Below are 26,962 nucleotides of genomic sequence, written 5' to 3'. Positions count from 1 at the left end.
TCATGACGGGTCCGGATCGTCCTGTTCGCGCTGGTCAGCGTCGTGCGGCTTGACCTGGCGGTCACCTGGAGGACACATGACCTTCTGAGAGTGGACGGGCCCCCGCCCCGGCCCGAAGGAATCCGATGACCGCCACCGCCCCGCCTACGGCGCCACCCGAGGTCTCGCACGGCCGCCTCGCCGACAACGCGCTCGGCCTGCCCTCGGTCCTCTTCTGCATCGTCACCGGGGCCGCCCCGCTGACGGCGATGCTCTTCAACGTCCCGGTCGCGGTGAACGGCGGCGGCTGGGCCGCGCCGGCCGCCTTCGGGATCGCGACGATCGCCCTGACGATCTTCTCCGTCGGCTACATCGCGATGTCGAAGCGGGTGACGAGCGCGGGGGGCTTCTACACGTTCGTCAGCCGGGGGCTCGGCCGCGTGGTGGGCGTCGGCTCCGGGCTGCTCATCGCGCTCTGCTACATGATCTTCGTCGGCGCCGTCATCGGGGTCATGGGCTACTTCGCCGCCTCGACCGTCGAGACCTTCACCGGGCTCGCGCTGCCGGCCTGGCTCTACATGGCCGTGGGCCTCGCGGTGATGAGCCTGCTCGCCTGGTTCCACATCGAACTCACCGCGAAGGTCCTCGGGGTCATGCTCGTCGCCGAGGTGCTCGCCCTGATCGTCCTCTCGCTGGCGATCTTCGTGGCCGGTGGCGCCGAGGGCTTTTCGGCCGCGCCGTTCGACCCCACACAGGTGTTCGGCAACGCCGGCGCACTGCAGATCTTCGGGACGACGGCGGCCGGCATCGCCCTGTTCGCGGCCTTCTGGTCCTGGGTCGGCTTCGAGATGGCGCCGAACTACGCCGAGGAGTCCCGCGACCCGCACCGGATCGCGACCATCGCGACCTACGGGTCGGTGATCGGGCTCGGGATCTTCTACATGTTCGTCTCCTACGCCTTCGTCACCGGCTGGGGGCTCACCGGCAGCGTCCAGGCGGTGTCCGACCAGCTGAACGGCACGTACGCGTCGGCCTTCTACCCGCTCTCGGACCGCTTCGTCGGCGGATGGCTGACCGTGATCATCGAGATCCTGGCGGTCACCAGCTCGTTCGCGTGCGCCATGGCGTTCTACAACACCTCGGCGCGCTACCTGTTCGCGCTCGGCCGCGAGGGCGTCCTGCCCCGGGTGCTCGCGCGCACCTCGAAGCACCACGGGCCCGGCGTCGCGGCCATGACGACGACGGCGATCGTCGCGCTCTACATGCTCGGCTTCACGCTCTACGACCCCTCGACCGAGGCCGCGCTGACCAAGCTCGGCACCTGGTCGCCCCTGCTCGGCGTGCTCGGCATCCTCGCCGTCCAGGCGCTGGTCTGCGTCGCGATCGTCCGCTACTTCCTGACGACGGGTCGCGACGGCTTCAACGTCCTGACGACGCTCATCGCGCCCGTCGTGGGGTGCGCGGCCATGGTCGGCGCGTGCTACCTGCTCGTCTCGAACCGGGCCGAGCTCGCCGCCGCGGAGGGCGTCCCCTTCATCACCGTGCTGCCGTACGTGCCGGTCGCCATCTTCGTGGTCGGCGTCGTCATCGCGCTGGTCTTGCGCGCGCGGAGGCCCGCCGTGTACGCGGGACTCGGACATTTCACCCTCACCGATCCCGAGCTCGACAGCCCGCAGCTCGACAGCCCGCAGGAGGTCGCCCGATGACCGCGCTGGACGAACCCCAGGTGTCCGTCACCCACCCGCTCGAGCCGCTGACCGCCGACGAGGTCACCGCGGCGGCGGCGATCCTCAAGGAGGCCCGGGGCCTCGGTCCCACGGCCCGCTTCGTGTTCGTCCACCTCCACGAGCCGTCGAAGGCCGCCCTGGCGTCCGGGCAGCCGCTGCCCCGCGAGGCCGAGATCGTGCTCTACGAGCGGGCCGAGAGGACGCTGTACGAGGCCGTCGTCTCGCTGAGCGACCGCACGGTCGTCGACTGGCGCCCCCGCCCCGGCGTGCAGGCGCCGATCATGGCGGAGGAGTTCTTCGCGACCGAGGACATCGTCCGCGCCGACCCGCGCTGGCAGGAGGCGATGCGGCGGCGCGGGATCGAGCAGTTCGACCTGGCGATGATCGACCCGTGGGCCTCGTCGTGGACCGGGCCCGAGGACGACCCGTCGGCCCGGCGCATCGTCCGCCCGCTGACCTGGATGCGGTCCGCGCCCGGGGAGCACGGCTACGCCCGCCCGGTCGACGGCCTGATCGTCACCGTGGACCTCGATCTCCGCGAGGTCGTGGACGTGGAGGACCACGGCGTCGTCGACCTGCCCCCGCAGCCCGCCAACTACGAGCAGCCGTGGATCCACGACCCGGCGAACGTCCCGCGGGTCGAGACCATCCGCGACGACGTGAAGCCGATCGAGATCACGCAGCCCGAGGGGCCGAGCTTCACCGTCGACGGGCACGCCGTCTCCTGGCAGAAGTGGCACCTGCGGATCGGGTTCACCCCGCGCGAGGGCCTCGTCCTGCACGACGTCTCCTACGACGACCGCGGCACCCGGCGCCCGATCCTGCACCGCGCCTCGCTCGCCGAGATGTACGTGCCCTACGGCGACCCGGCGCCCACCCATCGCTTCAAGAACGTGTTCGACCAGGGCGAGTACGGCGTCGGCTGGCTCGCGAACCCGCTGACCCTGGGCTGCGACTGCGTCGGGCACATCCGGTACTTCGACGGCGTCGTCAACGACCAGGACGGCGAGGCCGTCGTCATCCCGAACGCGATCTGCATGCACGAGGAGGACACCGGGATCGCGTGGAAGCACACCGACTTCCGCACCGAGAAGGTCGAGGTCCGCCGCCGACGGCGCCTCGTCATCTCCTCGATCGTCACGGTCGGGAACTACGAGTACGGCTACTTCTGGTACCTCTACAACGACGGCATGATCGAGTACGAGGTCAAGCTCTCCGGCGTGATCTCCACCGGCTCGATCCCGGTCGGCGACGTGCCCGGGCACGGCACGCTGGTCGCCCCCGGCCTCTACGGCCCGCACCACCAGCACTTCTTCTGCGTGCGCCTCGACATGACGGTGGACGGCGCGGCCAACACGGTCACCGAGATCGACTCGATGCCCTCGCCGCCCGGGCCCGCGAACCCGCACGGCAACGCCTGGGTCACCACCCGGACGCCGATCATCTCGGAGGCCGGTGGCGCCCGGGACACCGCGCCCGAGCGGGCCCGGTTCTGGAAGATCGAGAGCGCCACGGAGACCGGCCCGACGGGGGCGCCCACCGCCTACGCGCTCTTGCCGGGCTCGACGGTGCCGCCGATGTACTCGCCGGAGGCCGTCTTCGCGCCGCGGTCCGGGTTCACCGAGCACACGCTCTGGGTCACCGCGAACGACCCGGCCCAGCGCTTCGCCGCGGGCGACTACCCGCTCCAGGCGCCGGTGGGGACGGGCCTGCCGTACTACCTCGACGGCGACCGTCCGCTCGAGGGCTCCGACGTCGTCGTCTGGTACACCTTCGGCGCCCACCACGTGGTGCGACCGGAGGACTGGCCGGTGATGCCGGTGTCGACGATCGGCTTCATGCTCCGGCCGTCCGGGTTCTTCGACGGCAACCCGGCGCTGGACCTCCCGGCGTCCGACGCCCACGGGGAGCCCTGCCACTAGGTGCCTTCGGCCTGTGAGTACTTCTCCGTGCCCAGGCACGGAAAAGTACTCACAGGCGCGGAGCGCACCTCCCCGTTCGGGTTACGGTCCCGCGTCATGGGGGCCGGGGGCGGGCACGCTGGGCGTGTGACGGGTGTGGCAGGAGTGGTTCTCGCCGGGGTGCTGCTGGTCGGCTGCGGGTCCGTTCCCGACGCCGGGTCGGTGCCGGTCCCGTCGTCGGCCCCGGTGGCTGCTCCCGGGTCCACGGCCGCTCCGAGCAGCACCGATGGCCTCCCGTCGTCCGTGACCCGCGTGCTGCCGACGGCGTGGGAACGGCTCGCGGCGAGCGCCGACCGGCTGGACCCGGTGGCCGGCTACCCGCGCTCGGTCGAGGGCGGGGAGGCCACGTGGACGACGAAGCCCGTCGACGACTGGACCTCCGGCTTCTTCCCCGGCGAGCTCTGGCTCGCGGGGCGGCTCACCGGCGACCCGGCGTGGACCGCCCGCGCGCAGCGCTGGACCGCCCCGATCGCCGGCCAGGTGACGCGCACCGACACCCACGACCTCGGCTTCGTCGTGGACGACAGCTTCGGCGCGGAGCTCGACGCGACCGGGCAGGGGGCCGAGCAGGTCGTCACCGCCGCCCGGTCGCTCGCCACGCGGTACTCCCCGACGGTGGGGGCGATCAAGAGCTGGGACACCGAGGGCGACGACGACAAACGGGGGTCGTGGCGCTTCCCGGTCATCATCGACACGGTGATGAACCTGCCGCTGCTGGACCGGGCGGCGGCGCTGCCGGGCGGTGACCCGCGCTGGAAGGACCTCGCCACCCGGCACGCGCTCACGGCGTCGACGACGAACATGCGTCCCGACGGGAGCATCGCGCACGTGGCCGTCTTCGACCCGGCGTCGGGACAGCTGGTGAAGCGCGATACCTGGCAGGGCGCCGCCCCGGACTCGACCTGGAGCCGCGGGCAGGGCTGGGCGATCCACGGGTTCGCCGCGCAGGCCCGCGCGGCCGGGAACCCGGAGCTGCTGGCCGCCGCGCGGAAGGCCGCCGACTGGTGGCTCGCCCACACCGCGCCCGGCGCCCGCGTCCCGCCGTGGGACTTCTCGCGACCCGGCGAGGAGCGCGACACCAGTGCGGCCGCCGTCGCCGCGTCCGGGTTGCTCGACCTCGCGCAGCAGACCGGCGACGCGCGCTACCGGCAGGTCGCGCTGGAGACCCTCGACGAGCTGGCCGGCCGCGACGTCGCGCCGGCCGGGCCCGCCCTGCTCGCGCACGCGGTGGGCGGGAAGCCGCAGGACAGCGAGGTCGACGTCGGGATGGTCTACGCCGACTACTACTTCCTCGAGGCGGTCGGGCGCGCGTCGTAGTCCGCCCGCGCCGCCTCGACGTCGGGGATGTGGACCTCGGCCCACCGCGTGAGCTGCCGGACGAGCCCGACGAGGTCGCGGCCGAGGTCGGTGAGCGCGTACTCCACGCGCGGCGGCACCTCGGCGTACACCGTGCGCCGCGCCAGGCCGTCGCGTTCGAGCCCCCGCAGCGTCTGCGTGAGCATCTTCGGCGTGATGCCGCCGATGCGGCCGGCGATCTCGCCGTGGCGCAGCGTGCCCTCCGCGAGCGTGCTCACGACGAGGACGCTCCACCGGTCGCCGATCCGGTCCAGCACCTGACGGCTCGGGCACTTCGCGTCGAAGAGGTCGGCCTGCACCTGCTCACTATCCACCAGGTACCTACGCCACTTCAAGGTGCTCACTCTCTATCGGGAAGTGTCGGACCGCAGGTGGGGTTGGCCCGGGCAGCCGCACCCGTCGTCGTGAAGGAGAAGCCGTGTACGTGATCACCGGAGCCACCGGGGCCCTGGGTCGTCTCGCCGTCGAGTCCCTGCTCGAGCGCGTGCCCGCGGAGCAGGTCCGGGCGACCGGACGGCGCGTCGGGACGCTCGACGACCTCGCCGCGCGAGGCGTGGACGTCCGTCGGGCGGACTACACCGACCCGGCGTCGCTCGCCGAGGCGTTCGCCGGGGCCACCCGCGTCCTGTTCGTCTCCGGCAGCGACGCGGGGGCGCGCCTCGAGCAGCACCGCGCCGTCGTCGACGCACTGTCCGCGGTCGGGACGCTCGAGCTGGTGGCCTACACGAGCATCCTGTACGCGCAGACCTCGGACCTGGTCCTCGCCGCCGAGCACGCCGGGACCGAACGGTTCCTCGCCGAAGCCGGGCTGCCGGCCGTGCTGCTGCGCAACGGCTGGTACGTCGAGAACTTCCTCGGCGCGCTCCCGGTGACGATCGAGCACGGCATGGTCGGGGCCTCCGGTGACGGCCGTTTCGACGCCGCCACGCGGGCCGACTTCGCCGCGGCGGCCGTCGCGGCGCTGACCGGCGGCGCGACGGCCGGCGACGTGTTCGAGCTCGGTGCCCCGGGCTTCACACGGGCCGAGCTGGCCGCCGGGATCGGGCAGGCCGCGGGCCGCCCGGTGACCTACACGGACCTGTCCGTCGAGGACTACACCGCCGCCCTGGTGGGTGCCGGTCTGCCCGAGGGGTTCGCGGCCGTCCTCGCCGACAGCGACCGCGGGGCCGCGGCCGGGCTGCTCGCGGCCCCCGGCGACGACCTCGCCCGCCTGTTGGGCCGTCCGGCGCAGCCGTGGACGCAGGTGGTGGAGCAGGCCGTCCGGGCGGCCCTCGTCACCCCCTGACCAGGTCGTTCGTCCGGTCGTGTCGTGGGGCGCGGCGGTACTGTCCGGTTCGTGTCCGCTGCGGCCGGGTCAGCCCCGGACGACTCCCCGTACCGTCACGTGCTGCTCGTCTACAACCCGCACAGCACCGGCGGCGGCGAGGGCAAGGCGCAGACGCTCGCGCGGGAGCTGCGCGAGCGCGCGCCCGACCTCGACGTCGAGCTCGTGCCGACCGAGTACGCCGGGCACGCGCGCCGCATCGCGGAGAGCGCGGCGCGCACCTACAAGCCGCTCGTGGTGTCGGTGTCCGGCGACGGTGGCTACAACGAGGTCGTCGACGGCGCCATGGCCGGCGGGGACGGGCACATGACCGGCACGGTCGTCGCCGTCACCTCGGCGGGCAACGCGAACGACCACCGGCGGGTCACCCGGCGTCGGCCGCTGGCCGAGGCGATCGCCGGGCGCGAGGTGGAGTACCTCGACGTGCTCCGGCTGACGATCGGTGGCCACGTGCGTTACGCCCACTCCTACATCGGGCTCGGCATCACCCCGGTCGTCGCGCTCGCGATCGAGAAGCACGGCAAGGGCACGATCCGCGAGCTCATCACGACCGGGCGCGAGTTCCTCCGGTTCCGGCCGTTCGAGATCGAGCTCGAGGCGTTCGAGGGCGAGTCGCGCGACGGGGTGGGGGTGGGCGACTACCTCGGTCGGCGGAGCTACGACAGCCTCATCGTCGCCAACCTCTCGGAGATGGCGAAGTACGCGCGTCTCTCCGACGGCGACCCGGCCGACGGCCGCTTCGAGATCGTCTCGATCCCGCACCGCGGCCGCCTCCGGCTGCTGTTCACCGGCATCCGGGCCGCCTGGAAGGGGCTGGGCTGGCAGCCGAGCGCCCGCCACCTGCGGTTCCGCAGCATCGAGGAGCTGCCGCTGCAGCTCGACGGCGAGGTCATCACGGTGCCCGAGGACACCTCGGTGACGATCGAGCTCGTCCCCGGGGCGCTGGCGACCGTCCGGTGAGCGCCGCCGACGACCTCGGCGTCGCCCGCGACGAGACCCGCGCCCGCATCGCGGCGCTCGAGGCGCAGATCGCGAACATCGTCGAGACGGCGTCGTCGAGCTCCGGCGACGACGAACACGATCCCGAGGGCCAGACGATCGCCTACGACCGTGCGCAGGCCCAGGCCCTCCTCGCGCGCGCCCGCACGGACCTGGCCGAGATCGACGCCGCGTTCGCCCGGCTCGACGCGGGCACCTACGGGATCTGCGAGGTGTGCGGGCGCGAGATCCCCGGCGAACGGCTCGAGGCCCGGCCCGCCGCGCGGCGGTGCGTGCGGCACGCCTGAGTGCCCCCGTGGCAGCGGAGCGTCATTGCTGTCATCCAGTGGCAGGATCGCCACGTCGTCGCCGGTCCCGGGCCACCGTCCCGGATGCCGGCCGTGCGTCACTGCCGGCGCCGGACGCCAGGAACGCCACACCGTCAGGGGCGGCGGAACACCTCGCCGACGGGCCGCACCGGCTTCGCGCCGGCCGCGGCGACGAACCGCTCCTCCGCTCCGGCCGCCGCCTCCGACGCCAGAGCGGTCTCCCCGAGCCGGACCGCGACGGGCCCGAGCAGGTCCGCCGCCCCGTCGTCGGGAAGGACCGTCAGCAGCAGCCGCTCGCGCATCCAGGCGGAGAGCCGCTCCTCGTCGGCCTTCGGCAGCACCACCTCGGCCGCCCACGTCGGGGCGAGCGCCAGCTCGTCGAGCTGCAGTCCGGCCAGCACGCGGCGCAGGCGCGACACCCCGGTGCGGTAGAGGTCCTGTCGACGGATGCGGTTGCGCAGCATGCGCGCGGCGCCGACGTCGAGCAGGGTCCGGCCGTCGTGCACCACGCCGCCGAGACCGAGCGGCTCGACCGTCCACCAGGCGTGGAGCCCGGGCGCGCCGGGGAGGTCGGCGACCGTCCCGTCGAGGTCGCCCGGAGCGGCGGAGAGCACGGCGGCGGCCTCGTCGGGGGTCACGACGACGAGTCTGCCGCGGGCAGGGAGCGCGGGCCGCGACGGTGTGGCGTTCCTGGCGTCCAGTGCCGGCAGTGACGTATGGCCGGCGTCCGGGTCGGGGCTCTGGACCAGCAACGGGGAGATCCTGCCGCTGGATGACAGCAACGACGCTTCGCTGCCGCGGAGGGGGCCGGTCAGCGGGCCGGCCGCAACGACCGGGCGAGCGCCGCCGCGCCGAGGGCCGCGACCGGGACGAGCAGGAGTCCCGTGCCCACCGTCGAGGCGTCCGCGATCGCGCCGATCACGGGCGGGGTCACGAGGAAGCCGAGCCGGGCGAGGAACCCCACGACGGCGATCCCGTCGCCCGGCCGGACCCCCGGCACCGCACCGGCGGCCGCGAACGCGAGCGGGAAGAGGGTCGCCACGCCCAGCCCGGCGACGGCCCAGCCGACCACCGCCGCGACGGGGTGCGCCACGAGCAGCGCCACCGCCAGCGCCACGGCGGCGACGAGCGCACCGAGCCGGGCCACGCGCACCGCCCCGAACCGGTCGACCACGCGGTCGCCGCCGATGCGGCCCGCCGTCATGAAGACCTGGAAGGCGACGAAGGGCAGGCCGGCGACGAAGGCGCCCGCTCCGAGGTCGTCGCGCAGGTACACCGCGCCCCACGAGGCCGACGAGTCCTCCACCGCGCCCGAGCACACCATGAGGCCCGCGATCGCGAGCAGCCCGAGCACGGCGGGTCGCGACCGCAGCACCGAGCGGACGCCGGCCGAGGACTCCTCGGTGTGGTGTACGGGGTCCGGCACCGTGAACACCCAGGCCACGGCGGAGGTCACCAGCAGGGCCACGGACACCGCGGCCAGGTGCCACCCGATGGGCACGCCGAGCCCCGCGGCCCCCGCGCCGAGCAGGCCCGCGCCGACCGCGGCGACGCTCCACGTGGCATGCAGGCCGTTGATGATCGAGCGGCCGTAGCGCTCCTGGACGACGAGGCCCTGCGCGTTCATCGCGGCGTCGGTCCAGGCGTCGGTCACGCCGAGCACGAACAGGGCGGCCGCGAGCGCCCACCAGCCCGGCGCCACCGCCACCAGCGGCAGCAGCAGCGCCCCGAGCAGGGACACCGACGCCGCGACCCGCCCGCTGCCGAACCGGGCCACCAGCGGGCCGGCCAGCACCCCGACGAGCAGGGCGGCCGCCGGGAACGCGGCGATCGCGGTCCCGAGCTCGGCGTTCGAGAGCCCGAGGCCGTCGCGCAGCGCGGGGAAGCGGGGCACGAGCGAGTTGTAGGTGGCGCCGTTGACCGCGAACAGCGCCATGACCGCGCCCCGCGCGCGTCGGTCGACGGCGATGTCAGAAGGCATACCGGACCGTGAGCCACGGGGCGTGGACGCCGATCAGCTCCCGCATCCGGGCCACGGCGCGGCGCTTGACGTCCACCCGGTAGCGCACGTTGTCCTGCCCGTTCTGCGACGTCTTGGCCTCCTGCGCCTCGGGCCGCCAGAGCACGTCCTCGGCCTTCGGGTGCCAGCCGAGGTTGACCTCGTGCAGTCCCTCGTTGTGGGTCAGCAGGATGACCTCGCACGCCGCCTGCTCGCGCGCGGCGGGCGAGAGCCGGTCGGACAGCTCGTCGAGCAGGGTCGCCCAGCGGCGTTGCCAGCCCTCGCGCAGCACGACGGGGGAGAAGTTCAGGTGGACCTCGTAGCCCGCCGTCAGGAAGTCGTCGACGGCGCCGATGCGCTCGTCGATCGACGAGGTGCGCAGGTCCAGCAGCTGCGCGTCCTCCGGCGGCATGAGAGAGAACCGGATCCGGGTGGAGCCCTGCGGGTCGAGGTCGAGCAGGCCGCGGTTGACGTACTTGGTGGCGAACGAGGCCTGGGCCCCGGCGAGGCCGCGGAAGTGGGCGACCGCGTCGGCGACGCCGTCGCTGACCAGCGCGTCCACCGAGCAGTCGGAGTTCTCCCCGAGGTCGTAGACCCATGCGGTGCCGCACTGGTTGGGCTCCGGCTTCGGGCCGGTGCGGGCGAGGTGGCGGGTGACGGCCCGCAGGATGTCGTCGACGTTGGTGAACACCGTGATCGGGTTCGCGTACCCCTTGCGGCGGGGCACGTAGCAGTAGGCGCACGCCATCGCGCACCCGTTGGCCGAGGACGGCGCGATGAAGTCCGCGGAGCGCCCGTTGGGCCGCACCGTCAGCGACTTCTTCTCGCCGAGGACGAGGTTCTCCGCCTTCACCCGCACCCACCGCGAGACGTTCCCCGCGTTGCCGTGCAGCTCCGGGATCGCCCAGTGCGAGGCGACCTCGCGGATCTCGGCGTCGGGGAACCGCGCGAGCACCTCCTGGCCGCGCATCGACACCAGCGACGCGGGCTCGGCCCACACGGTGCGCACGTCGAGGAGGTCGGAGACGGTCACGAGGTCCAGGTGTCCGAGCGCCGCGCCACCGCGTAGGTCTCCTCGATGGCGGCCGCGGTCAGCCGGTCACCCCGGCTGCGCAGGGCGCGTCCCAGGTCGCCGGCCCGGGTGACGATCACCCCGCGGGGGCGGCTGTGGTTGACGATCGTCGCGCCCACCACCACGACGACGGGGGTCACCGTCGGCGGGTTGAGCACCTCCTCGAAGCCCGCGGCGAGCGCGATGGCCTCGGCGAGCCGATCCGCCACCTCCTCGCCGATCGTGCGGATGCGCGCCAGGTCGACGTGCTGGCCGTCGACCTCGAGCCCGTCGGTGGAGGCGTGCACCTTGCTCCCGGGCTGCGGCCGGTCCTCCAGCACGAACACGCCGCCCGGGCAGATGACGAGGTGGTCGAGGACCACCGGTTCGCGGCCGATCACGAGGTCGATCCCGTGCAGCATCCGCCAGCGCGCGACGCGCCCGATCCGGCTCGACACCGGCGCGGCGAGCTCCCGGCTCAACGACTGCGCGACCTCCAGCCGGGCGTCCGCCTGCCGCCGCAGGGCCACGTCCTCCTCGCGCCTGCCGTCCCGTCGGGCCGCGGCGGCCCGCCGGGCGAGGCCGTGGTCGGGGGTGTAGCGGGCGAGGTCCGTCCACTCGTCCCCGGGCCGCCGGTCGGGCCGCGGGTGACCGGCGGCACGCGGCCCGCCGTCGTCGAACGCGTCGAAGCGGTAGCCGTCGGCCGAGTCGGCCGACCAGCCGCCGGTGGGGGTCGGCACGCCCGCCTCCAACGCCGCGGGTTCCCGACGACGGGTCGGGTCGGGGCCGCGCGGGGCCGCCGGTGGCGGCGGCGCCGCGGTGTCGCGCGGTCGCTGGAAGCTCAGCGTGTCGCGCATCCGCTGCCGTCGGCTCGGGGGCCGCGTCGTGGCGCCGTTCTCCCCGAAGCCGGGGAACGGGTCGAGACCGTGCGCGGCCAGCCACTCGTCGAGCTCGGCCACGAACGTCGCCCGGAACGCAGGCGGTACGTCGGTGACCTCACCGGTCTCCAGGTCGTAGACGCCGAGGCGGCTGCCGTAGGGGGAGATGACCACGACCTTGTCACCGCGCCCGAGGCGGTTGCGCCGGGCCGGCATCAGGAGTCGCCCCCCGACCCCGTCGCTCCGCTCGCCCCGGCCCCGTCGAGCCAGCGGGTGATGTTGTCGTGCTCCACCCCGGTCAGCTGTCGGACGCCGTCGACCACCGTGCCCTCCACGAGCGCCCCGGCGAACGGGATCGTCACCGTGACCGCGACGTCCACGTCGAGCAGACAGGCCGCCGCGCCCACGGGGTCGACCGACATCCGCCCCTCGGCGCGGACCGGGGCCAGCGGCACGCTCACCTCGACGGTGCCGTGGCAGCGGTCGTCGGACAGGGTCCACCGCTCGGTGCGCCGCAGCACCAGCCCACCGGTCAGCAGCCGCCCGATCGCGGGCGGGATCTGTCCCGTGGGCACGGGCTGGCGCACCACCACCTCCAACCGTGCCCCGTGCATCTCGTGGCGTTCCACCTCACCCCCGCCGCCCGCGTCGAGCCGGGCCCGGTGGAAGTCCGGGTCGGCGAGCGCGCGGGCGAAGGCGGCGACGGGGTGGGGGTACTCCCGGCCGGCCTGGAGACGGGTCGTCACATCAGGACATTGTGCCCGGCCGGGGCACACTGGACCTCGTGTCGGACGCGCGCGTCGGGAGCGGGCCGGCGGGCCCCGGGCGCCCGCCCACCGCCGCGACGATCCTGCACGCCGACCTCGACGCCTTCTACGCCTCGGTGGAGCAGCGCGACGACCCCGATCTGCGCGGTCGGCCCGTCCTCGTCGGCGGCGGCGTGGTGCTCGCCTGCAGCTACGAGGCCAAGCGGGCCGGGGTGCGGACCGCGATGAACGGCCGGCAGGCCCGGGCGCTGTGCCCGGACGCGATCGTCGTCCCGCCCCGGATGGAGGCCTACTCCGCGGCGTCGAAGGACGTGTTCGCGATCTTCCGCGACACCACGCCGTTGGTGGAGGGTATCTCCGTCGACGAGGCGTTCCTCGAGGTCGGAGGGCTCGCCCGGCTCGTCGGCACCCCGCGGGACATCGCCGCGCGGTTGCGCGGCCGGGTGCTCGCCGAGGTCGGGCTGCCGATCACGGTGGGGGTGGCGCGCACGAAGTTCCTGGCGAAGGTCGCGAGCGGCGTCGCCAAGCCCGACGGCCTGCTCGTCGTGGAGCCCGACGCCGAGCGCGAGTTCCTGCACCCGCTGCGGGTGGAGCGGCTGTGGGGCGTGGGGAAGGTGACCGCGGCGAAGCTGCACGGGTTGGGGGTCCACACCGTCGCCGACGTGGCGGCGCTGGGCGAGTCCGCGCTGGTCTCCCTGCTCGGTCCGGCCTCCGGGCACCACCTGCACGCCCTCGCGACGTTCTCCGACCCGCGGCGGGTCACCCCCGGGGTCTCGCGCCGCTCGATCGGCTCCCAGCGCGCGCTCGGCAACCGGCGCCGCAGCCCCGAGGAGCTGGACACGATCCTGGCCGGCATCGTCGACCGGCTCGCCCGCCGCCTGCGCGAGGGCGACCGCACCTGCCGCACCGTGGTGCTCCGGCTGCGCTTCGGCGACTTCACGCGCGTCACGCGCTCGCACACGCTGCGCACCGCGACCGACCGCACGGCCGCGCTCGACGCGGCCGCCCGCGAGCTGCTCACGGAGTCGATGTCGATGATCCTGCAGCGCGGCATCACGCTGATCGGGCTCTCGCTGGCCAACCTGGATCGCGACGGCCGCGAGCAGCTCGAGCTCGCCCTCGACGAGCGCGACGAGCCGCACACCGCGCTCGCCGGACCCGGGCCCGAACGCGACCCGGCGGCGCTCGACTCCGCCCTCGACGCCGTCCGTGCCCGCTTCGGCGCCGCTGCGGTCGGCCGCGCGACCCAGCTCGGCCGGGACCCGGGAATCTCGGTCCCGGTGCTGCCCGAGCACGAGTGATCCGCTCCCGACGGCGGGTCGCGGACCCCGCCGGAACCGAGTGGATCTCGACCTCGCGGTGTCTCCCTCTGAGACACCAACAGCTCGTGATACCCACTTCGGCGGCGTCCATACCTCTCTGACCTGCGACGAACGGTCATTCGACCGGGTTCGACGGCGGTGTGCAGCATCTGCACATCGAAACGGTGATGTTGACCACAGGTCGTCCCGCCGCGTTCAGTGGTCCACGTCTCGCCGAGGAGCACCGCTCCGGCGAGGCGCGACGGGCCCCACCACCACCACCGGGCCCGTCGGGGGACCGGGTCGTCGCGACCCGGGACCGCTCGCACCGTCGGCGGAGAGGAGGCGTGATGTCGGACCAGCGTTCCGGAGGGCGTTCCCTCAAGACCGCCGCCGAGGCCCTGACGTCCCTGCGCTACCTCGCCGCCGCCCGCGACGGCGTCACCGCCGAGGGGCTCGCCGTCGAGATCGGCAAGAGCTCCGCCACCGCGCGGTACCTGCTCAACACGCTCTGCCAGGAGGGCTACGCCCGCCGCGACGGCCACACCGGCGTCTACCGCCTGAGCGACGCCCCGCCCTGGGGCGACCCGTGGGGGGCCGCCGAGGAGGACGCGACCGACGGGATCGAGGCGCCGGACGTCGTCGAGCCGCGCCCGCTGCGCCGGCACGACGACCCGGTCAGCCGCTACGAGCTGCCCGAGAGCCTCGCCGACGCGGTGACCGAGCTCTACTGGCGCACGCGGCAGCGTTCCTACCTCGCCCGCTGGGACGGCGACGCGACCGTGATCGTCGACGCCCGCGGCCACCAGGGCCTCGCCCGCATCCCCGACCTGCGCGAGCGCATCCCGGTCGCCCAGGCCCACGCGCTCGCCGTCACGAAGGCGCTGGTCGCGACGTCGTCGGAGATCGAGGAACTGCTCCTCGCGCAGCCCGACCGGACGGCCTTCACCGCCACCACCATCACCACGACGCCGGGGCTCGAGCGCGAGTTCGCACGCGTGCGTCGCGACGGCGTGGCCGTCGACCGCGAGGAGTTCGCCGAGGGCTTCTGCTGCGTCGGCGCGCCGATCGTCGCCCCCGACGGCCGGGTCGCGGCGAGCATCGCGGTCTCGAGCCCCGCCCGGCGGTTCGCCCAGGACGGCGACGCCCTGACCACCGCGGTCCGGGAGGTGGCCGCCACCGCGATGCGCGAGTGGCGGGCCCGGGTCGCGGCCGACCGCATCGACGACGACGAGGAGGGGGTGAGGCCGGCGTAGCTCCGGGGCCGCGCGGCGGCCCGCACCGCAGGAACTCCCGAGACATCCACCGTCGTACTTTCCGAGGAGGAAAGCATGAGCCGTCAGAGTTTGGCGAAGGCTCACCAGAAAATCCAGGAACTCTCCTGGGAGCCGCAGTACCACGAGCCGTACATGAAATACGGCACGGACTACACCTTCAAGAAGGCTGCCAAGAAGGACCCGCTGAAGCAGGTCCTCCGCTCCTACTTCCCCATGGAGGAGGAGAAGGACAGCCGCGTGTACGGCGCGTCGGACGGCGCGATCCGCGGCAACATGTTCCGCCAGGTGCAGGAGCGCTGGCTGGAGTGGCAGAAGCTCTTCCTGTCGATCATCCCGCTGCCGGAGATCTCGGCCGCGCGCTCGATGCCGATGCTGTTCCAGGCGGTTCCGAACCCGGAGCTGCACAACGGCCAGGCGATCCAGATGATCGACGAGGTTCGGCACAGCACGATCCAGCAGAACCTCAAGCGCCTGTACATGAACAACTACATCGACCCGGCGGGGTTCAACAACACGCTCCGCAACTTCCACTCGGACTACTGCGGCACCATCGGCCGGCAGTTCGCCGAGGGCTTCATCACCGGTGACGCGATCACCGCGGCCAGCATCTACCTGACGATCGTCGCCGAGACGGCCTTCACGAACACCCTGTTCGTGGCCATGCCCGGTGAGGCGGCCGCCAACGGCGACTACCTGCTGCCGACGGTGTTCCACTCGGTCCAGTCCGACGAGTCGCGGCACATCTCGAACGGCTACGCCACGCTGCTCATGGCGCTGTCGGACGAGGACAACCGCCAGCTCCTCGAGCGCGACCTGCGCTACGCGTGGTGGAACAACCACCGCGTCGTGGACGCCGCGATCGGTACCTTCATCGAGTACGGCACGAAGGACCGCCGCAAGGACCGCGAGTCCTACGCGGAGATGTGGCGTCGGTGGATCTACGACGACTACTACCGTGCCTACCTCCTGCCGCTCGAGAAGTACGGCCTGGTGATCCCCCACGACCTCATCGAGGAGTCGTGGAACCAGATCTGGAACAAGGGCTACGTCCACGAGGTCGCGCAGTTCTTCGCCACCGGTTGGGTCGCCAACTACTGGCGGATCGACGGCATGACCGACGAGGACTTCGAGTGGTTCGAGTACAAGTACCCGGGCTGGTACGACCGGTACGGCAAGTGGTGGGAGAACTACAACCGCCTGTCGCGCCCGAACGGTCACCACGCGATCGTGGCCGAGGACGTCGACTACGTGTACCCGCACCGCTGCTGGACCTGCATGGTCCCCTGCCTGGTGCGTGAGGACATGGTCGTCGACAAGGTGGACGGTCAGTGGCGCACGTACTGCCACGAGGCCTGCCGCTGGACCGACGCCGTCGCGTTCCGTCCCACCTACGAGGGTCGCGACACGCCCAACATGGGCAAGCTCGTCGGCCACCGCGAGTGGGAGACGCTGTACCACGGCTGGAACTGGGCCGACGTCATCCAGGACATGGGCTTCGTGCGTGACGACGGCAAGACGCTCACGGCGCAGCCGCACCTGGACCTCGACCCGAAGAAGATGTGGACGCTCGACCACATGCGGCGCATGCCGCACGTGGCCAGCCCGAACGTCATCCTCAACGAGATGAGCGACTCGGAGCGGTCCGCCTTCGTGGCGGACTACAACGCGCAGGGCCCGGCCGGCCGTCCGGCCGGCGCGACGTCCTGATCTGACGGACCAGCAGTAAACCGCGGGGGGCCGGTGTTTCCGGCCCCTCGCGGTCCCCCGCCGTGCCGTGTGTCGATCCCGGCCCGGCGTTTTCTTTTCTCAAACGCATTCCGGCTACGGCCGAGCTGTGTCCGAATCCCCCTCTTCCAGGAGTTCATCGATGGGTGACAAGCACCGTGTTCGGTTCGAACCGGTGGGCATCGAGATCGAGGTCGACGAGGACCAGACGATCCTGCGCGCCGCCTTCGAACAGGGCGTCCAGCTCATGCACGGCTGCAAGGAGGGCCAGTGCGCCGCGTGCAAGTCCTTCGTCCTCGAGGGCGAGATCGACGACATCGAGCTCGACAGCTACTCGACCTTCGCCCTGCCCGACATGGAGCGGGAGGACGGCCAGACGCTCCTGTGCCGCGCCCACGCCTATGACGACCTCACGATCGAACTGCTCAACTACGACGAGGAGGTCCTGCGCTCGGGGCTGCCGGTGCGGCGGGGCACCGTCGAGGTCCTCTCGAACGAGCCGGTCACCCACGACATGCGCCACCTCGTGGTGCGCCAGGTCGCCGGGGACGACATCAAGTTCTTCCCCGGTCAGTACATGGACTTCATCCTCCCGGAGTCGGGTGAGAGCCGGTCCTTCTCGATGGCGAACACGCCGAACCGCGAGGGCGTGTTCGAGTTCGTCATCAAGATCTACCCCGACGGTCTGTTCTCGCAGTTCCTGAAGAACGAGGTGCAGGCCGGCGACAAGCTCGAGGTCGAGGCGCCGTTCGGCACCTGCACCCTCCGCGAGAACCGCACCTCGGACATCATCTTCGTCGGTGGGGGCGCGGGAATGGCGCCGCTGCTCGGCCTGCTCCGCGGCCTCGTCGAGAAGGAGACGACCCGGCGCACGGTCCTCTACTACGGGGCCCGCACGAAGGACGACCTCTGCTTCGAGGACGAACTGCGCGAGCTCGAGACCAAGCTCCCCGGCTTCCGCTACATCCCCGTGCTCTCCGATCACGAGGGAGAGGGGTGGGACGGACTGACCGGTTTCGTCACCGAAGCGGTCCGTGCGGAGGAATCCGATCTGAAGGGAAGGGATGCCTACGTGTGCGGCCCACCACCCATGGTGGACGCGGCCATCGCACTCCTGAGTCAGCGTGGGATCGACGAGCGCAACATCTTCTTCGACAAATTCACCACCACCGGAGAGCCGGAGGAATAGGGCGACACATGACGAGCACCGAGACCGAGAGAAGCGTACCGAAGCCGCAGTTCACCGACGCCGAGGCCGGGGCGAAAGAATTCCCCGACTCCGGCCCGTCGGCGCGGCGCTACAACTACTACAAGCCGGCCAAGCGCAAGCAGACCCACTACGAGGACGTCACGGTCGAGGTCCAGCCCGACCCGCGGCACTACCTGTCGCAGGGGTGGATCTACGGCTTCGCGGACGGCTCCTCGGGCTACCCGCTGACCTGGACCAAGCTCAAGGCGTGGGGGGTCGACAACCCCGAGCCCGAGCGTGGCCCCGGCTCCGGCGGCAAGCCGGTGCAGGACTGGCCCGCCCACGGCTGGCACGAGTTCCGGGATCCCAACGAGGAGTGGGACCTCACGATCTTCCGGAACAACGCCAACGTCGAGCGGCAGATCACGGCGAACGTCGAGAACGCCCGCAACGCCAAGGCGTTCGAGCAGTGGAACCCGAACTGGGTGAAGTTCGTCGAGCGCCACGTCAGCACGTGGATGCACATCGAGCACATCTTCGGGCTGTACGTGTTCGCCGCCTGCAACCGCTCCGGCCCCACGAACATGCACAACACGGCGATGGCCGTGAACAGCGCGCACAAGATCCGGTTCGCCCAGGACATCGCGCTCTACAACCTCACGCTCTCCGAGGAGATCGACGGCTTCGACGGCACCGCACACGTCGACGCCTGGAACAACGACACCGAGTGGCAGGGCGTCCGCAAGGTCTGTGAGGCGCTCACCGCGATCGAGGACGACTGGGCGGAGACGATCTTCGCGACGAACATCATCTTCGAGCCGCTGCTCGGCGAGCTGTTCCGGTCGAACCTCGTGCAGCAGGCGGCCCCCGGCAACGGCGACTACGTGACCCCGACCGTCATGGGCGCCGGCGAGTACGACTACTCCCAGCGCGACCTGCGCTGGAGCCAGGCGTGCTTCGGGCTGCTCACGCAGGACAAGGAGTTCGCCGACCACAACAAGGCGCTCATGGGGGAGTGGCTCTCGAAGTGGGTGCCGCAGTGCCTCGAGGCTGCCCGGCAGATGTCGCCCCTGTGGTCGCAGCCCGACAACAAGCCGCCCCGTTTCGAGGATTCCCTCGACCGCGCCAAGAACCGCTTCGCAGGCATTCTCGGCGACCTCGGCCTCGACGTCCCGAAGGAGCTCTCCCAGTGACCCAGTTCAAGACCGCCGAGAGCCCGTTCAAGGCGGACAAGACCGAGTCCGGCATGGCCGGCGTCACCTTGATGAACAACCAGATCGGCGTGGTCGTCGCGGAGGTGATGGACCGTCAGGAGAACGTGACGGTCACGCACCTGCCGGCGATGATCCGGGTCGACTGCAAGGGTCGGATGGATTTCGTCTACGACGAGATCTCCGAGGCGCTCGGCGAGGAGGAAGGCTTCTACGACGCCGCCGAGTTCGAGGAGAACATGTCCACCCACTACGGGAAGATGGTCCACATGGACGATCGGACCGTGATGTTCGGGAACATGGAGGAGGCCGCCGAATTCATCGGCGACATGCTCCCGCCCGTGGTGAACAAGTCCTGATCCGGCCCGTCCCCTGACGTCGGACCGCCGCCCACCGCTGTCGTCGCGGGTGGGGTGGGCGGCGGTTCCGGCACGACCACCACCACCGTTATCGACTTCGAATTCCCGAGGAGAAGAGAGGCCATGGCCAAGGAACTGCGATTCGGAGCCGACGCCCGCCAGGCACTGCAGGCGGGGGTGGACCAGCTCGCCGAGGCGGTGAAGTCGACGCTCGGGCCCAAGGGCCGCAACGTCATCCTGGAGAAGATCACCGGCACGCCCGAGGTGACCAACGACGGCGTCACGATCGCCCGCGAGATCTTCCTCCGCGACCAGTTCGAGAACATGGGCGCGCAGGTCCTCAAGGAGGCCGCGGTCAAGACCAACGACGTGGTCGGCGACGGCACCACCACGGCGACCGTGATCGCCCAGGCGATCGTCCGCGAGGGCCTCAAGGCCATCGGCCAGGGCGGCAACCCGGTGCTGGTCAAGCGCGGCGTGGACATCGCGGTGCAGAAGATCGTGGACCACCTGGCGACGGTGGCCCACCCGGTGGACGACGTGGAGTCGCTCTCCCGGGTCGCGTCGATCTCCGCCAACGACGACGAGTCGATCGGCCGCGTCGTGGCCCAGACCCTGCACACCGTGGGCGACGACGGCGTCATCACCGTCGACGACGGCCCCCTGCACGGTCTGCACGTGAACTTCGTCGAGGACTTCGAGTTCGACAACGGCTACATCTCGCCCTACCTCGTCACCGACCCCGGCTCGATGCTGGCGGTCCTCGACGACCCGTACCTGCTGTTCTGCGCCGAGAAGATCTCCGACGTCCGGTCCCTGATGCCGATGCTCGAGCGGATCATGCGCGAGCCGCGCCCCCTGGTGATCGTCGCCGAGAAGGTCGAGGGCTCCGCCCTGCAGATGCTCGTGCACAACCACGTGAACGGGCACCTCAAGGTCACCTGCATCCAGGCGCCCGGCTTCGGCGAGAAGCGCGTCCACCTCCTCGAGGACATGGCCGCGCTCTGCGGCGGCAAGGTCCAGTCGAAGGCGTCCGCGTTCTCCATCGAGCAGATGGGGATCGAGCACCTCGGCCGCGCCACGCAGGTCCGCGCCACGAGCGAGCAGACCGTCATCATCGGCGGCCTCGGCGACCCGGCCGCCCGCGAGACGCGGGTGTCGCAGCTGCGCGCCGAGATGGACCGCGCCACGATCGGCACCGACGAGGACTTCTTCTCCTCGCGCATCGCCCGCCTCTCGGGCAAGGCCGCGATCCTCGAGGTCGGCGCTCCGACCAACGCCGAGCTCAAGGAGATCCGTCACCGCGTCGACGACTCCCTGCAGGCCACCCGTGCCGCCATGGCGGAGGGCATCGTGGCCGGCGGCGGGGCGGCCCTGCTGCACGCCGAGAGCGTGCTGGACGGGGTCGAGGTCAACGGGGACTACCGCACCGGGCGGGACATCGTCCGGGCCGCGCTGTCCGAGCCCGCGTACCTGATCGCGACGAACGCCGGCTACGACGGGCACGACGTGGTCAAGCAGACCCGCGACATGAGCACCGACGAGGGCTTCGACGCCCTCGAGGGCCGCTTCGGCAACATGGTCGAGCTCGGGGTCATCGACCCGCTGCGGGTCGTGCGCTCGGCGCTGCAGAACGGTGCGTCCGTCGCCGGCCTCATCCTCACCACGAACTCCCTGGTGGCCGAGGAGCAGACGCCCTGGAACAAGGCGCTCATGACCGAGTACGGCCCCCTCGACGAAGGCATCCCCCAGCCCTCGCCGGACGCCAGCACGCCGCAGTCGATGGGTCTCGGGCCCTCGGTGGGCTGAGCAGACCCGGCCACCCCCGACGTCGAGAAGGAGCAGCACCCGTGAAGGCCGTCCGCGTCCACCAGTACCAGCAGGATCCGTCGATCGACGACATCGCCGAGCCGAAGCTCCAGGGCCCGCTCGACGTCATCGTCAAGATCGGCGGGGCCGGCGTCTGCCGCACCGACCTGCACATCGTCAACGGGGACTGGGAGGCGATCCAGAACCCCGACCTGCCCTACGTCATCGGCCACGAGAACGCCGGGTGGGTGCACGAGATCGGGGACGCGGTCACCAACGTCAAGGTCGGCGACACGGTGATCCTGCACCCGCAGCCCTCCTGCGGGCTGTGCCTCGCCTGCCGGGCGGGCCGCGACATGCAGTGCACCGGCGACGCCTTCTTCCCCGGCCTGTCCAACAACGACGGCGGCATGGCCGAGTACCTGCGCACCACCGCCCGGGCCTGCGTGAAGCTGAACCCGGACACCAACCCGGCCGACGTGGCCGCGCTCGCCGACGCCGGCATCACCGCCTACCACGCGGTGCGCAAGTCGGTGCCGTACCTGTACCCAGGGACGACGGCGGTGGTGCAGGGGGTCGGCGGCCTGGGCCACATCGCCGTGCAGGCCCTGGCGGCGCTGACGGCCACGAAGATCATCGCGGTCGACCGCAACCAGGCCGCGCTGGACCTCGCGAAGCAGATCGGGGCCGAGGAGACCGTGGTCGCCGACGGCAACCACGTCCAGGCCGTCCAGGACCTCACCGGTGGCGGCGCCACGGTCGTCTTCGACTTCGTCGCCGAGCAGGGCGCCGAGCACGACGCCTGGGCGATGACCGGGCCGGCCGGTTACTGCTTCGTGCTCGGCTACGGCGGACAGTTCTCCGCCCCGACCCTCGATTTCGTCGCCGGCGAGAAGAACGTCATCGGCAACATCGTCGGGACCTACAACGACCTCGCGGAACTGATGGTCCTCGCGCAGGCCGGGAAGGTCACCCTCCACACCGTCCAGTACCGCCTCGACCAGGCGCTGGACGCCCTGCACGACCTCGACGCGGGCAAGGTCCGCGGCCGGGCGATCCTCGTGCCCTGACAAGCAGCCGCAAGAAACCACCACGAACTGCGGAGAGGTATTCCATGTACGAGAAGAACGGCGAGAAGTACTTCATCGTCGACTCCCACATGCACTACTGGGACGCGTCGCCCGAGAACTGGGTGGAGGGCGCGGAGCAGTACGCCAAGGGCTGGATCGAGTGCTTCCACGCCTACCAGGGCCTCGGCCCGGCCGAGACGCACCAGCCGATCGAGGAGTTCCAGCGGGTCTCCGAGGACCAGCTGATGCGCGAGGTGTTCGAGGAGGGGTACGTCGACAAGGCCATCTTCCAGTCGACCTACCTGCGCGAGTGGTACAAGGACGGCTTCAACACGACCGAGCGCAACGGGTCGCTGTTCGAGAAGCACCCGGACAAGTTCATCGTCAACACCCGCTTCGACCCGCGCGACGGCGACAAGGGCATGCGCGAGTTCGAGGAGAACACCAAGCGGTTCAACGCGATCGGCGCGAAGCTCTACACCGCGGAGTGGAACGGCGACTCGCGCGGCTTCAAGCTGACCGACCCCGAGGCCTACCGCTTCCTCGAGCGGGCCCAGGAGCTCGGCGTCAAGAACATCCACGTCCACAAGGGCCCGACGATCTGGCCGCTGGACAAGGACGCGTTCGACGTCTCCGACGTCGACCACGCGGCGACCGACTTCCAGGGCCTGAACTTCATCGTCGAGCACGTGGGTCTGCCGCGGATCGAGGACTTCTGCTTCATGGCGACGCAGGAGCCGAACGTCTACGCCGGCCTCTCGGTGGTCATCGGCGGCCTCATGCACGCCCGCCCGAAGTTCTTCGCCAAGGTCATGGGCGAGCTGCTGTTCTGGGTCGGCGAGGACAAGATGACCTTCGGCTCGGACTACAACATCTGGACCCCGCGCTGGCAGATCGAGGGCCTCGTGGACTGGGACTACCCGTCCGACGAGTTCTCCGACTACCCGCGCCTGGGCGTCGAGGGCAAGAAGAAGATCCTCGGCCTCAACGCCGCGAAGCTCTACGGCATCGACGTGCCGGCGGAGTTCCAGCTGCCCGCGGGTGAGGGCGCCCAGCTCGTCGACGAGCGCGAGGTGGCCCAGGCATGACCATCTCCTTCCTCACCCGCCCGACGTCCGAGGAGGTCGTCGGGCGGGTGTGGGAGGCGCTGCGCACCGTGCGCGACCCCGAGCTCGACACCGACGTCGTCTCGCTGGACTTCGTGGCGTCGGTCGAGCTCGCCGAGGCCGACTCCGGCCCGGTCGCCCACGTGAGGCTGCGCCTGCCCACCTACTTCTGCGCCCCGAACTTCGCCTTCCTCATGGTCGCCGACGCCTGGGACGCCGTGTCGGGCGTCGAGGGGCTCGTCGACGTCGAGGTGGTGCTCATCGACCACTTCGCCTCCGACGCCATCAACGCCGGGGTGGCCGCCCGGGCCGGGTTCGTGACCTCCATGGCCGGCACCGAGGTCGGCGAGGCCGTCTCGGAGCTGCACGACCTGCGGCGGACGTTCACCGAGCGGGCGTTGATGGCCGGCACGGACCTCGTCGTCCGCCCGCTGATGCGGGCCGGCGCGACGCCGGAGCAGGTCGCCGGGATGACGCTGGGCGACGCCGTGGAGTCCAGCGGGTCCTCGGACGACCTGCGACGTCTGCGCGCCCGTCGTCGGGAACTGGGGATCCCCTCCGAGGACTCCGACCCGCTGGTCGTCGACCCGTCGGGTGCCACTGTCGGCGTCGAGGCGCTGCCGCTGCACCTGCGCAAGGCCCGCAGCTACCAGGTCGGCGTCGACGCGAACACCAGCATCTGCCGCGGTCAGCTCGCGGTCCGCTACGGCCTCTAGACCGGAGGTCGCACGGCACTCCCGCACCAAGGGTCGCGGGAGTGCCGTGCGTCCGGGCCCGGTCCTCCTCCACCACCACGAGAAGTCAAGGAGGGATTGCGTCATGACCGACGTGGCACCACGCACCGTCCGTCGGATCGGGTCGCCCGCGGCCGCCGCTCTCGCCGACCTCGCCGCCATCTTCGACGACCTCCAGACCGTCCTGCTCTGCTGCGAGCGTCTCGTGGCCGAACTGCGGCCCGGGCTCGCGAAGCAGCACGACGAGGTCCTCACCGAGGCCCTGTGGACCACGGCCCTGATCTCCTACTCGCGGTGCTTCGCGGGCGGCGAGCGGGGGATGGGCCTCACCGAGGACGACGTCGAGGGGCTCGAGCTCAAGGGGGAGAAGCTCGCCTGGCACCGCATGCTGCGACGCCTGAAGAAGCACTTCGCCGACCCGGCCGCGAACCCGCGCGAGACGTTCACGGTGGGCGTCGCGGTCGCCGACGGGGCCCCCGCCGGCGTGGCGATCACCTCCGCGCGCCAGGACCCCGTCGACGAGCAGACCGTGCGGCAGACCGGCGCCCTGGCGTTCGCGCTGTCGAAGCTGGTCGACGCCCGGATCGCCGAGCACCAGGCCACCGTCCTCGAGGGCGCGCAGGCGCTCACGACGAAGGAGCTGGAGACGCTCGACGAGATCGAGGTGACCGGCGACGGGGCCCCGCCGCCGCGGCCGGAGGACGACGCGGAGGGACGGTCGTGAGCGCGCCCGGAGCAGGCGCCCCCGGCGAGGAGAAGTTCAACCCCTGGTCGGTGGTGCACCTGGTGTTCGACCACCTCGCGGGGCAGGGTCTGCACCCCGTCCTCGGGGAGGTGGGCGACCCCTCCGAGCCCGCCGCGGAGCTCCTGCGCGCGATGGGCATCGTCCCCGGCGACCCGTCGTGGGCGCGGGGGCAGGACGCGACGCAGATCCAGGACAGGCTCGCGGAGATCCGCTCCCTGTTCGACCCCGTCCCGGGCGGCGACGGCACTCCCGCGTCCGGCGAGCGCTGAGCCGTGGAGGAGCTCCACCTCGTCACGATGGTGGTCCACCGGGTGACCCGCGAGCCGCTGGCGGTCCTGGCCGACGCGGCCGAGGACCGCTGCCTCGTGGTGGCGGTCCGTCGGCCCCAGGCCGAGATCATGGCCGCGGGACCCCACCCGACGCGAGACGACGACGCGCGCCTCACCCAGGACGTGGTGGCCGACGTCGCGGCGGCGCTGGGCCGGTTCCTGACCGGGGCCGAGATCACCGACCTGGTCGACGAGCGGTTCCGGGCCGAGCTGCGGCTCGACGACGGGACGAAGGTCCCGGTCCGCCCGAGCGACGCGCTCGCCGTGGCGATCCGTGATGCACTACCCATCACGGTCGCCGACCACGTGATGGCGGAGGCCGGTCAGTCCTGGCGCGAGCTGCAGGGCGACGAGCCCCATCCCCAGAGCGTGGAGGTCGACGAGATGCGCGCGTTCCTCGACCAGGTGACCCCCGACGACTTCCGCGCCGAGGATGGCGACGGCGGCGACGGCCGCTGATGTTCCGTCGTCCGCGGGTGGCCCTCGCGGGCCCCGCGTTCATCGCCTCGATCGCGTACGTCGACCCCGGGAACGTGGCGACGAACTCGGTCGCGGGGGCGACGTCGGGCTACGCACTGGCCTGGGTGGTCGTCGGCGCCGGGCTGATGGCGATGCCGGTGCAGTACGTCGCGGCGAAGGTGGGGATCGCCTCCGGGCGCAGCGTGCCGCGCGCGGCCAAGGAGACGATGAGCCGGCCCACCCGGATCCTCATGTGGCTCCAGGCCGAGATCGTCGCGATGGCCACCGACGTGGCCGAGTTCCTCGGGGCCGCCGTCGGGCTGCAGCTGCTGTTCGGGTTGGGCCTGCTCGAGTCGGGCCTGATCACCGCCGTGATCTCGTTCGCGGTGCTCGGGCTGCAACGCCGGGGCCACCGCCCGTTCGAGGTCGGGATCATCGCCTTCCTCGCGTTCATCGTCGCCGGGGTGGCGTTCCAGCTGTTCTCCGTGGGGGTCGACCCCGGCGGGCTGGCGGGCGGGCTGGTGCCCGGCTTCGCCGACTCGACCCAGCTGGTGCTCGCCGTCGGGATCGTCGGCGCCACCGTGATGCCGCACGCCATCTACGCCCACTCCGCCCTGACCGCGGGCCGGGTCCGCGGGGTCGGCCGGTCGGGCCGCGCCCGGCTCCTCGGCTTCCAGCGCACCGAGGTGGTCGTGGCCCTGACGGTCGCGAGCCTGGTCAACCTGTCGATGCTGCTCATCGCGGCGCGGGTGTTCAGCGGGACGTCGGCCGCCCCGGGCGTCGACGGGTTGGAGGCCGCCCACGCGGGGCTCGGCCAGTTCGCGGGCGGGGCGGTCGCCCTCGCGTTCGCCGCCACCCTGCTGGCCAGCGGGCTGTCCTCGGCCGCGGTCGGCACCTACTCGGGCCAGGTCGTCATGGAGGGCTTCGTCGACGTCCGGCTGCCGCTGCTCGTGCGCCGCTTCGTGACGATGCTGCCCGCGCTGGTGCTCCTCGCCGTGGGGGTCAGCCCGACGGCGGCGCTGGTCGGGAGCCAGGTCGTGCTCTGCTTCGGGATCCCGTTCGCGCTGTACGCGCTGCTGCGGGTGGCGCGGGACCGGCGGCTGCTCGGCGACGAGGCGATCGGTCGCCCGATGCAGGCCGTCCTCGGTCTCATCAGCGCCGTGGTGATCACGCTCAACGTCGTGCTGGTCGTGGACACCTTCGCGGGGTGAACACCGGGTGTCTCGGATCGAGACGCCAGGACGGTTCACGGTGGCCCGGATCACCTCTAGCATCGCCGGTTGCGCATCCAACGACGGC

26 protein-coding genes are annotated in these 26,962 nt (G+C 71.8%); 20 read left to right on the top strand and 6 right to left on the bottom strand.

What is annotated here, in order from left to right:
- The first annotated feature begins 125 nt into the window (after window positions 1-125).
- The 3 genes from BJ983_RS20530 to BJ983_RS20520 all read left to right on the top strand — a co-directional run bounded on the left by BJ983_RS20530 (window position 126) and on the right by BJ983_RS20520 (window position 4,984).
- A complete protein-coding gene (locus tag BJ983_RS20530) occupies window positions 126-1,685 on the top strand; it encodes an APC family permease (protein ID WP_179795511.1) in 1,560 nt (519 codons plus the stop codon).
- Window positions 1,682-3,628 carry a primary-amine oxidase gene (locus tag BJ983_RS20525; protein ID WP_179795510.1) on the top strand — a complete coding sequence of 649 codons (1,947 nt, stop codon included), beginning with the start codon at window positions 1,682-1,684 and terminating at the stop codon, window positions 3,626-3,628. Before BJ983_RS20530 ends, BJ983_RS20525 begins: the two co-directional genes overlap by 4 nt.
- A gap of 135 nt (window positions 3,629-3,763) precedes the next feature.
- A complete protein-coding gene (locus BJ983_RS20520; protein WP_179795509.1) occupies window positions 3,764-4,984 on the top strand; it encodes a glycoside hydrolase family 88 protein in 1,221 nt (406 codons plus the stop codon).
- Here the strand turns inward: BJ983_RS20520 and BJ983_RS20515 are convergent.
- The gene (locus BJ983_RS20515; protein ID WP_179798064.1) at window positions 4,951-5,322 is read right to left on the bottom strand and encodes a winged helix-turn-helix transcriptional regulator; all 372 of its coding nucleotides are present in this window, start codon (window positions 5,320-5,322) and stop codon (window positions 4,951-4,953) included. The genes BJ983_RS20520 and BJ983_RS20515 overlap by 34 nt on opposite strands.
- A 119-nt stretch (window positions 5,323-5,441) precedes the next feature.
- Here BJ983_RS20515 and BJ983_RS20510 point away from each other — a divergent pair, with 119 nt between their 5' ends.
- The 3 genes from BJ983_RS20510 to BJ983_RS32450 are packed head-to-tail and all read left to right on the top strand — an operon-like array spanning window position 5,442 to window position 7,633.
- Window positions 5,442-6,308 carry an NAD(P)H-binding protein gene (locus BJ983_RS20510; protein ID WP_179795508.1) on the top strand — a complete coding sequence of 289 codons (867 nt, stop codon included), beginning with the start codon at window positions 5,442-5,444 and terminating at the stop codon, window positions 6,306-6,308.
- A gap of 51 nt (window positions 6,309-6,359) precedes the next feature.
- On the top strand, window positions 6,360-7,307 hold the full coding sequence (locus BJ983_RS20505; protein WP_179795507.1) for a diacylglycerol kinase family protein: 948 nt from the start codon (window positions 6,360-6,362) through the stop codon (window positions 7,305-7,307).
- Window positions 7,304-7,633: a TraR/DksA C4-type zinc finger protein gene (locus BJ983_RS32450; protein ID WP_179795506.1), complete on the top strand. Its 330-nt coding sequence runs from the start codon at window positions 7,304-7,306 to the stop codon at window positions 7,631-7,633. Before BJ983_RS20505 ends, BJ983_RS32450 begins: the two co-directional genes overlap by 4 nt.
- Window positions 7,634-7,767: 134 nt before the next feature.
- Here the strand turns inward: BJ983_RS32450 and BJ983_RS20495 are convergent, their stop codons facing one another.
- The 5 genes from BJ983_RS20495 to BJ983_RS20475 all read right to left on the bottom strand — a co-directional run bounded on the left by BJ983_RS20495 (window position 7,768) and on the right by BJ983_RS20475 (window position 12,328).
- A complete protein-coding gene (locus tag BJ983_RS20495; RefSeq protein ID WP_179795505.1) occupies window positions 7,768-8,292 on the bottom strand; it encodes a hypothetical protein in 525 nt (174 codons plus the stop codon).
- A gap of 173 nt (window positions 8,293-8,465) precedes the next feature.
- Window positions 8,466-9,635: an MFS transporter gene (locus BJ983_RS20490; RefSeq protein WP_179795504.1), complete on the bottom strand. Its 1,170-nt coding sequence runs from the start codon at window positions 9,633-9,635 to the stop codon at window positions 8,466-8,468.
- Window positions 9,625-10,686, bottom strand: coding sequence for a spore photoproduct lyase family protein (locus BJ983_RS20485; RefSeq protein WP_179795503.1), 1,062 nt, complete (start codon window positions 10,684-10,686; stop codon window positions 9,625-9,627). Before BJ983_RS20485 ends, BJ983_RS20490 begins: the two co-directional genes overlap by 11 nt.
- Complete coding sequence (locus BJ983_RS20480; protein WP_179795502.1) at window positions 10,683-11,798, bottom strand: nuclease-related domain-containing protein; 1,116 nt, start codon at window positions 11,796-11,798, stop codon at window positions 10,683-10,685. Before BJ983_RS20480 ends, BJ983_RS20485 begins: the two co-directional genes overlap by 4 nt.
- A complete protein-coding gene (locus tag BJ983_RS20475) occupies window positions 11,798-12,328 on the bottom strand; it encodes a DUF2505 family protein (protein WP_179795501.1) in 531 nt (176 codons plus the stop codon). The genes BJ983_RS20480 and BJ983_RS20475 overlap by 1 nt, the downstream gene beginning before the upstream one ends.
- 101 nt (window positions 12,329-12,429) lie before the next feature.
- Here BJ983_RS20475 and dinB point away from each other — a divergent pair, with 101 nt between their 5' ends.
- The 14 genes from dinB (at window position 12,430) to BJ983_RS20405 (ending at window position 26,874) form a co-directional block, all read left to right on the top strand.
- Entirely contained in the window at window positions 12,430-13,650 is a 1,221-nt protein-coding gene (gene dinB, locus BJ983_RS20470) for a DNA polymerase IV (protein ID WP_179798062.1), read from the top strand.
- Window positions 13,651-14,000: 350 nt separating this feature from the next.
- Window positions 14,001-14,906 (top strand): IclR family transcriptional regulator, encoded by a 906-nt coding sequence (locus BJ983_RS20465; protein WP_179795500.1) that lies wholly within the window; start codon window positions 14,001-14,003, stop codon window positions 14,904-14,906.
- 75 nt (window positions 14,907-14,981) lie between these two features.
- Complete coding sequence (locus tag BJ983_RS20460) at window positions 14,982-16,634, top strand: ferritin family protein (RefSeq protein WP_179795499.1); 1,653 nt, start codon at window positions 14,982-14,984, stop codon at window positions 16,632-16,634.
- A gap of 160 nt (window positions 16,635-16,794) precedes the next feature.
- Window positions 16,795-17,841, top strand: a complete 1,047-nt coding sequence (locus tag BJ983_RS20455; protein ID WP_179795498.1) for an NADH:ubiquinone reductase (Na(+)-transporting) subunit F — start codon at window positions 16,795-16,797, stop codon at window positions 17,839-17,841.
- 8 nt (window positions 17,842-17,849) lie between these two features.
- Window positions 17,850-19,034: a ferritin family protein gene (locus BJ983_RS20450; protein WP_179795497.1), complete on the top strand. Its 1,185-nt coding sequence runs from the start codon at window positions 17,850-17,852 to the stop codon at window positions 19,032-19,034.
- Window positions 19,031-19,411: a propane 2-monooxygenase effector subunit MimD gene (mimD, locus tag BJ983_RS20445; protein WP_179795496.1), complete on the top strand. Its 381-nt coding sequence runs from the start codon at window positions 19,031-19,033 to the stop codon at window positions 19,409-19,411. The genes BJ983_RS20450 and mimD overlap by 4 nt, the downstream gene beginning before the upstream one ends.
- 123 nt (window positions 19,412-19,534) lie before the next feature.
- Complete coding sequence (gene groL, locus BJ983_RS20440; RefSeq protein WP_179795495.1) at window positions 19,535-21,220, top strand: chaperonin GroEL; 1,686 nt, start codon at window positions 19,535-19,537, stop codon at window positions 21,218-21,220.
- Window positions 21,221-21,261: 41 nt separating this feature from the next.
- Entirely contained in the window at window positions 21,262-22,290 is a 1,029-nt protein-coding gene (locus tag BJ983_RS20435) for an alcohol dehydrogenase catalytic domain-containing protein (protein ID WP_179795494.1), read from the top strand.
- A 44-nt stretch (window positions 22,291-22,334) separates the two neighbouring features.
- Entirely contained in the window at window positions 22,335-23,378 is a 1,044-nt protein-coding gene (locus BJ983_RS20430) for an amidohydrolase family protein (RefSeq protein WP_179795493.1), read from the top strand.
- Window positions 23,375-24,112, top strand: coding sequence for an iron-sulfur cluster assembly protein (locus tag BJ983_RS20425; protein ID WP_179795492.1), 738 nt, complete (start codon window positions 23,375-23,377; stop codon window positions 24,110-24,112). The genes BJ983_RS20430 and BJ983_RS20425 overlap by 4 nt, the downstream gene beginning before the upstream one ends.
- 103 nt (window positions 24,113-24,215) lie before the next feature.
- Window positions 24,216-24,854, top strand: a complete 639-nt coding sequence (locus BJ983_RS20420) for a hypothetical protein (protein ID WP_179795491.1) — start codon at window positions 24,216-24,218, stop codon at window positions 24,852-24,854.
- The gene (locus BJ983_RS20415) at window positions 24,851-25,144 is read left to right on the top strand and encodes a hypothetical protein (RefSeq protein WP_179795490.1); all 294 of its coding nucleotides are present in this window, start codon (window positions 24,851-24,853) and stop codon (window positions 25,142-25,144) included. The genes BJ983_RS20420 and BJ983_RS20415 overlap by 4 nt, the downstream gene beginning before the upstream one ends.
- 3 nt (window positions 25,145-25,147) lie before the next feature.
- Window positions 25,148-25,663 carry a bifunctional nuclease domain-containing protein gene (locus BJ983_RS20410; protein ID WP_179795489.1) on the top strand — a complete coding sequence of 172 codons (516 nt, stop codon included), beginning with the start codon at window positions 25,148-25,150 and terminating at the stop codon, window positions 25,661-25,663.
- Entirely contained in the window at window positions 25,663-26,874 is a 1,212-nt protein-coding gene (locus BJ983_RS20405; protein WP_246325624.1) for an Nramp family divalent metal transporter, read from the top strand. The genes BJ983_RS20410 and BJ983_RS20405 overlap by 1 nt, the downstream gene beginning before the upstream one ends.
- The last annotated feature ends 88 nt before the right edge of the window (window positions 26,875-26,962 follow it).

This window comes from Actinomycetospora corticicola (genome assembly GCF_013409505.1).
GTDB classification, from domain to species: domain Bacteria; phylum Actinomycetota; class Actinomycetes; order Mycobacteriales; family Pseudonocardiaceae; genus Actinomycetospora; species Actinomycetospora corticicola.
This window is presented reverse-complemented; position numbering and strand designations above follow the sequence as displayed.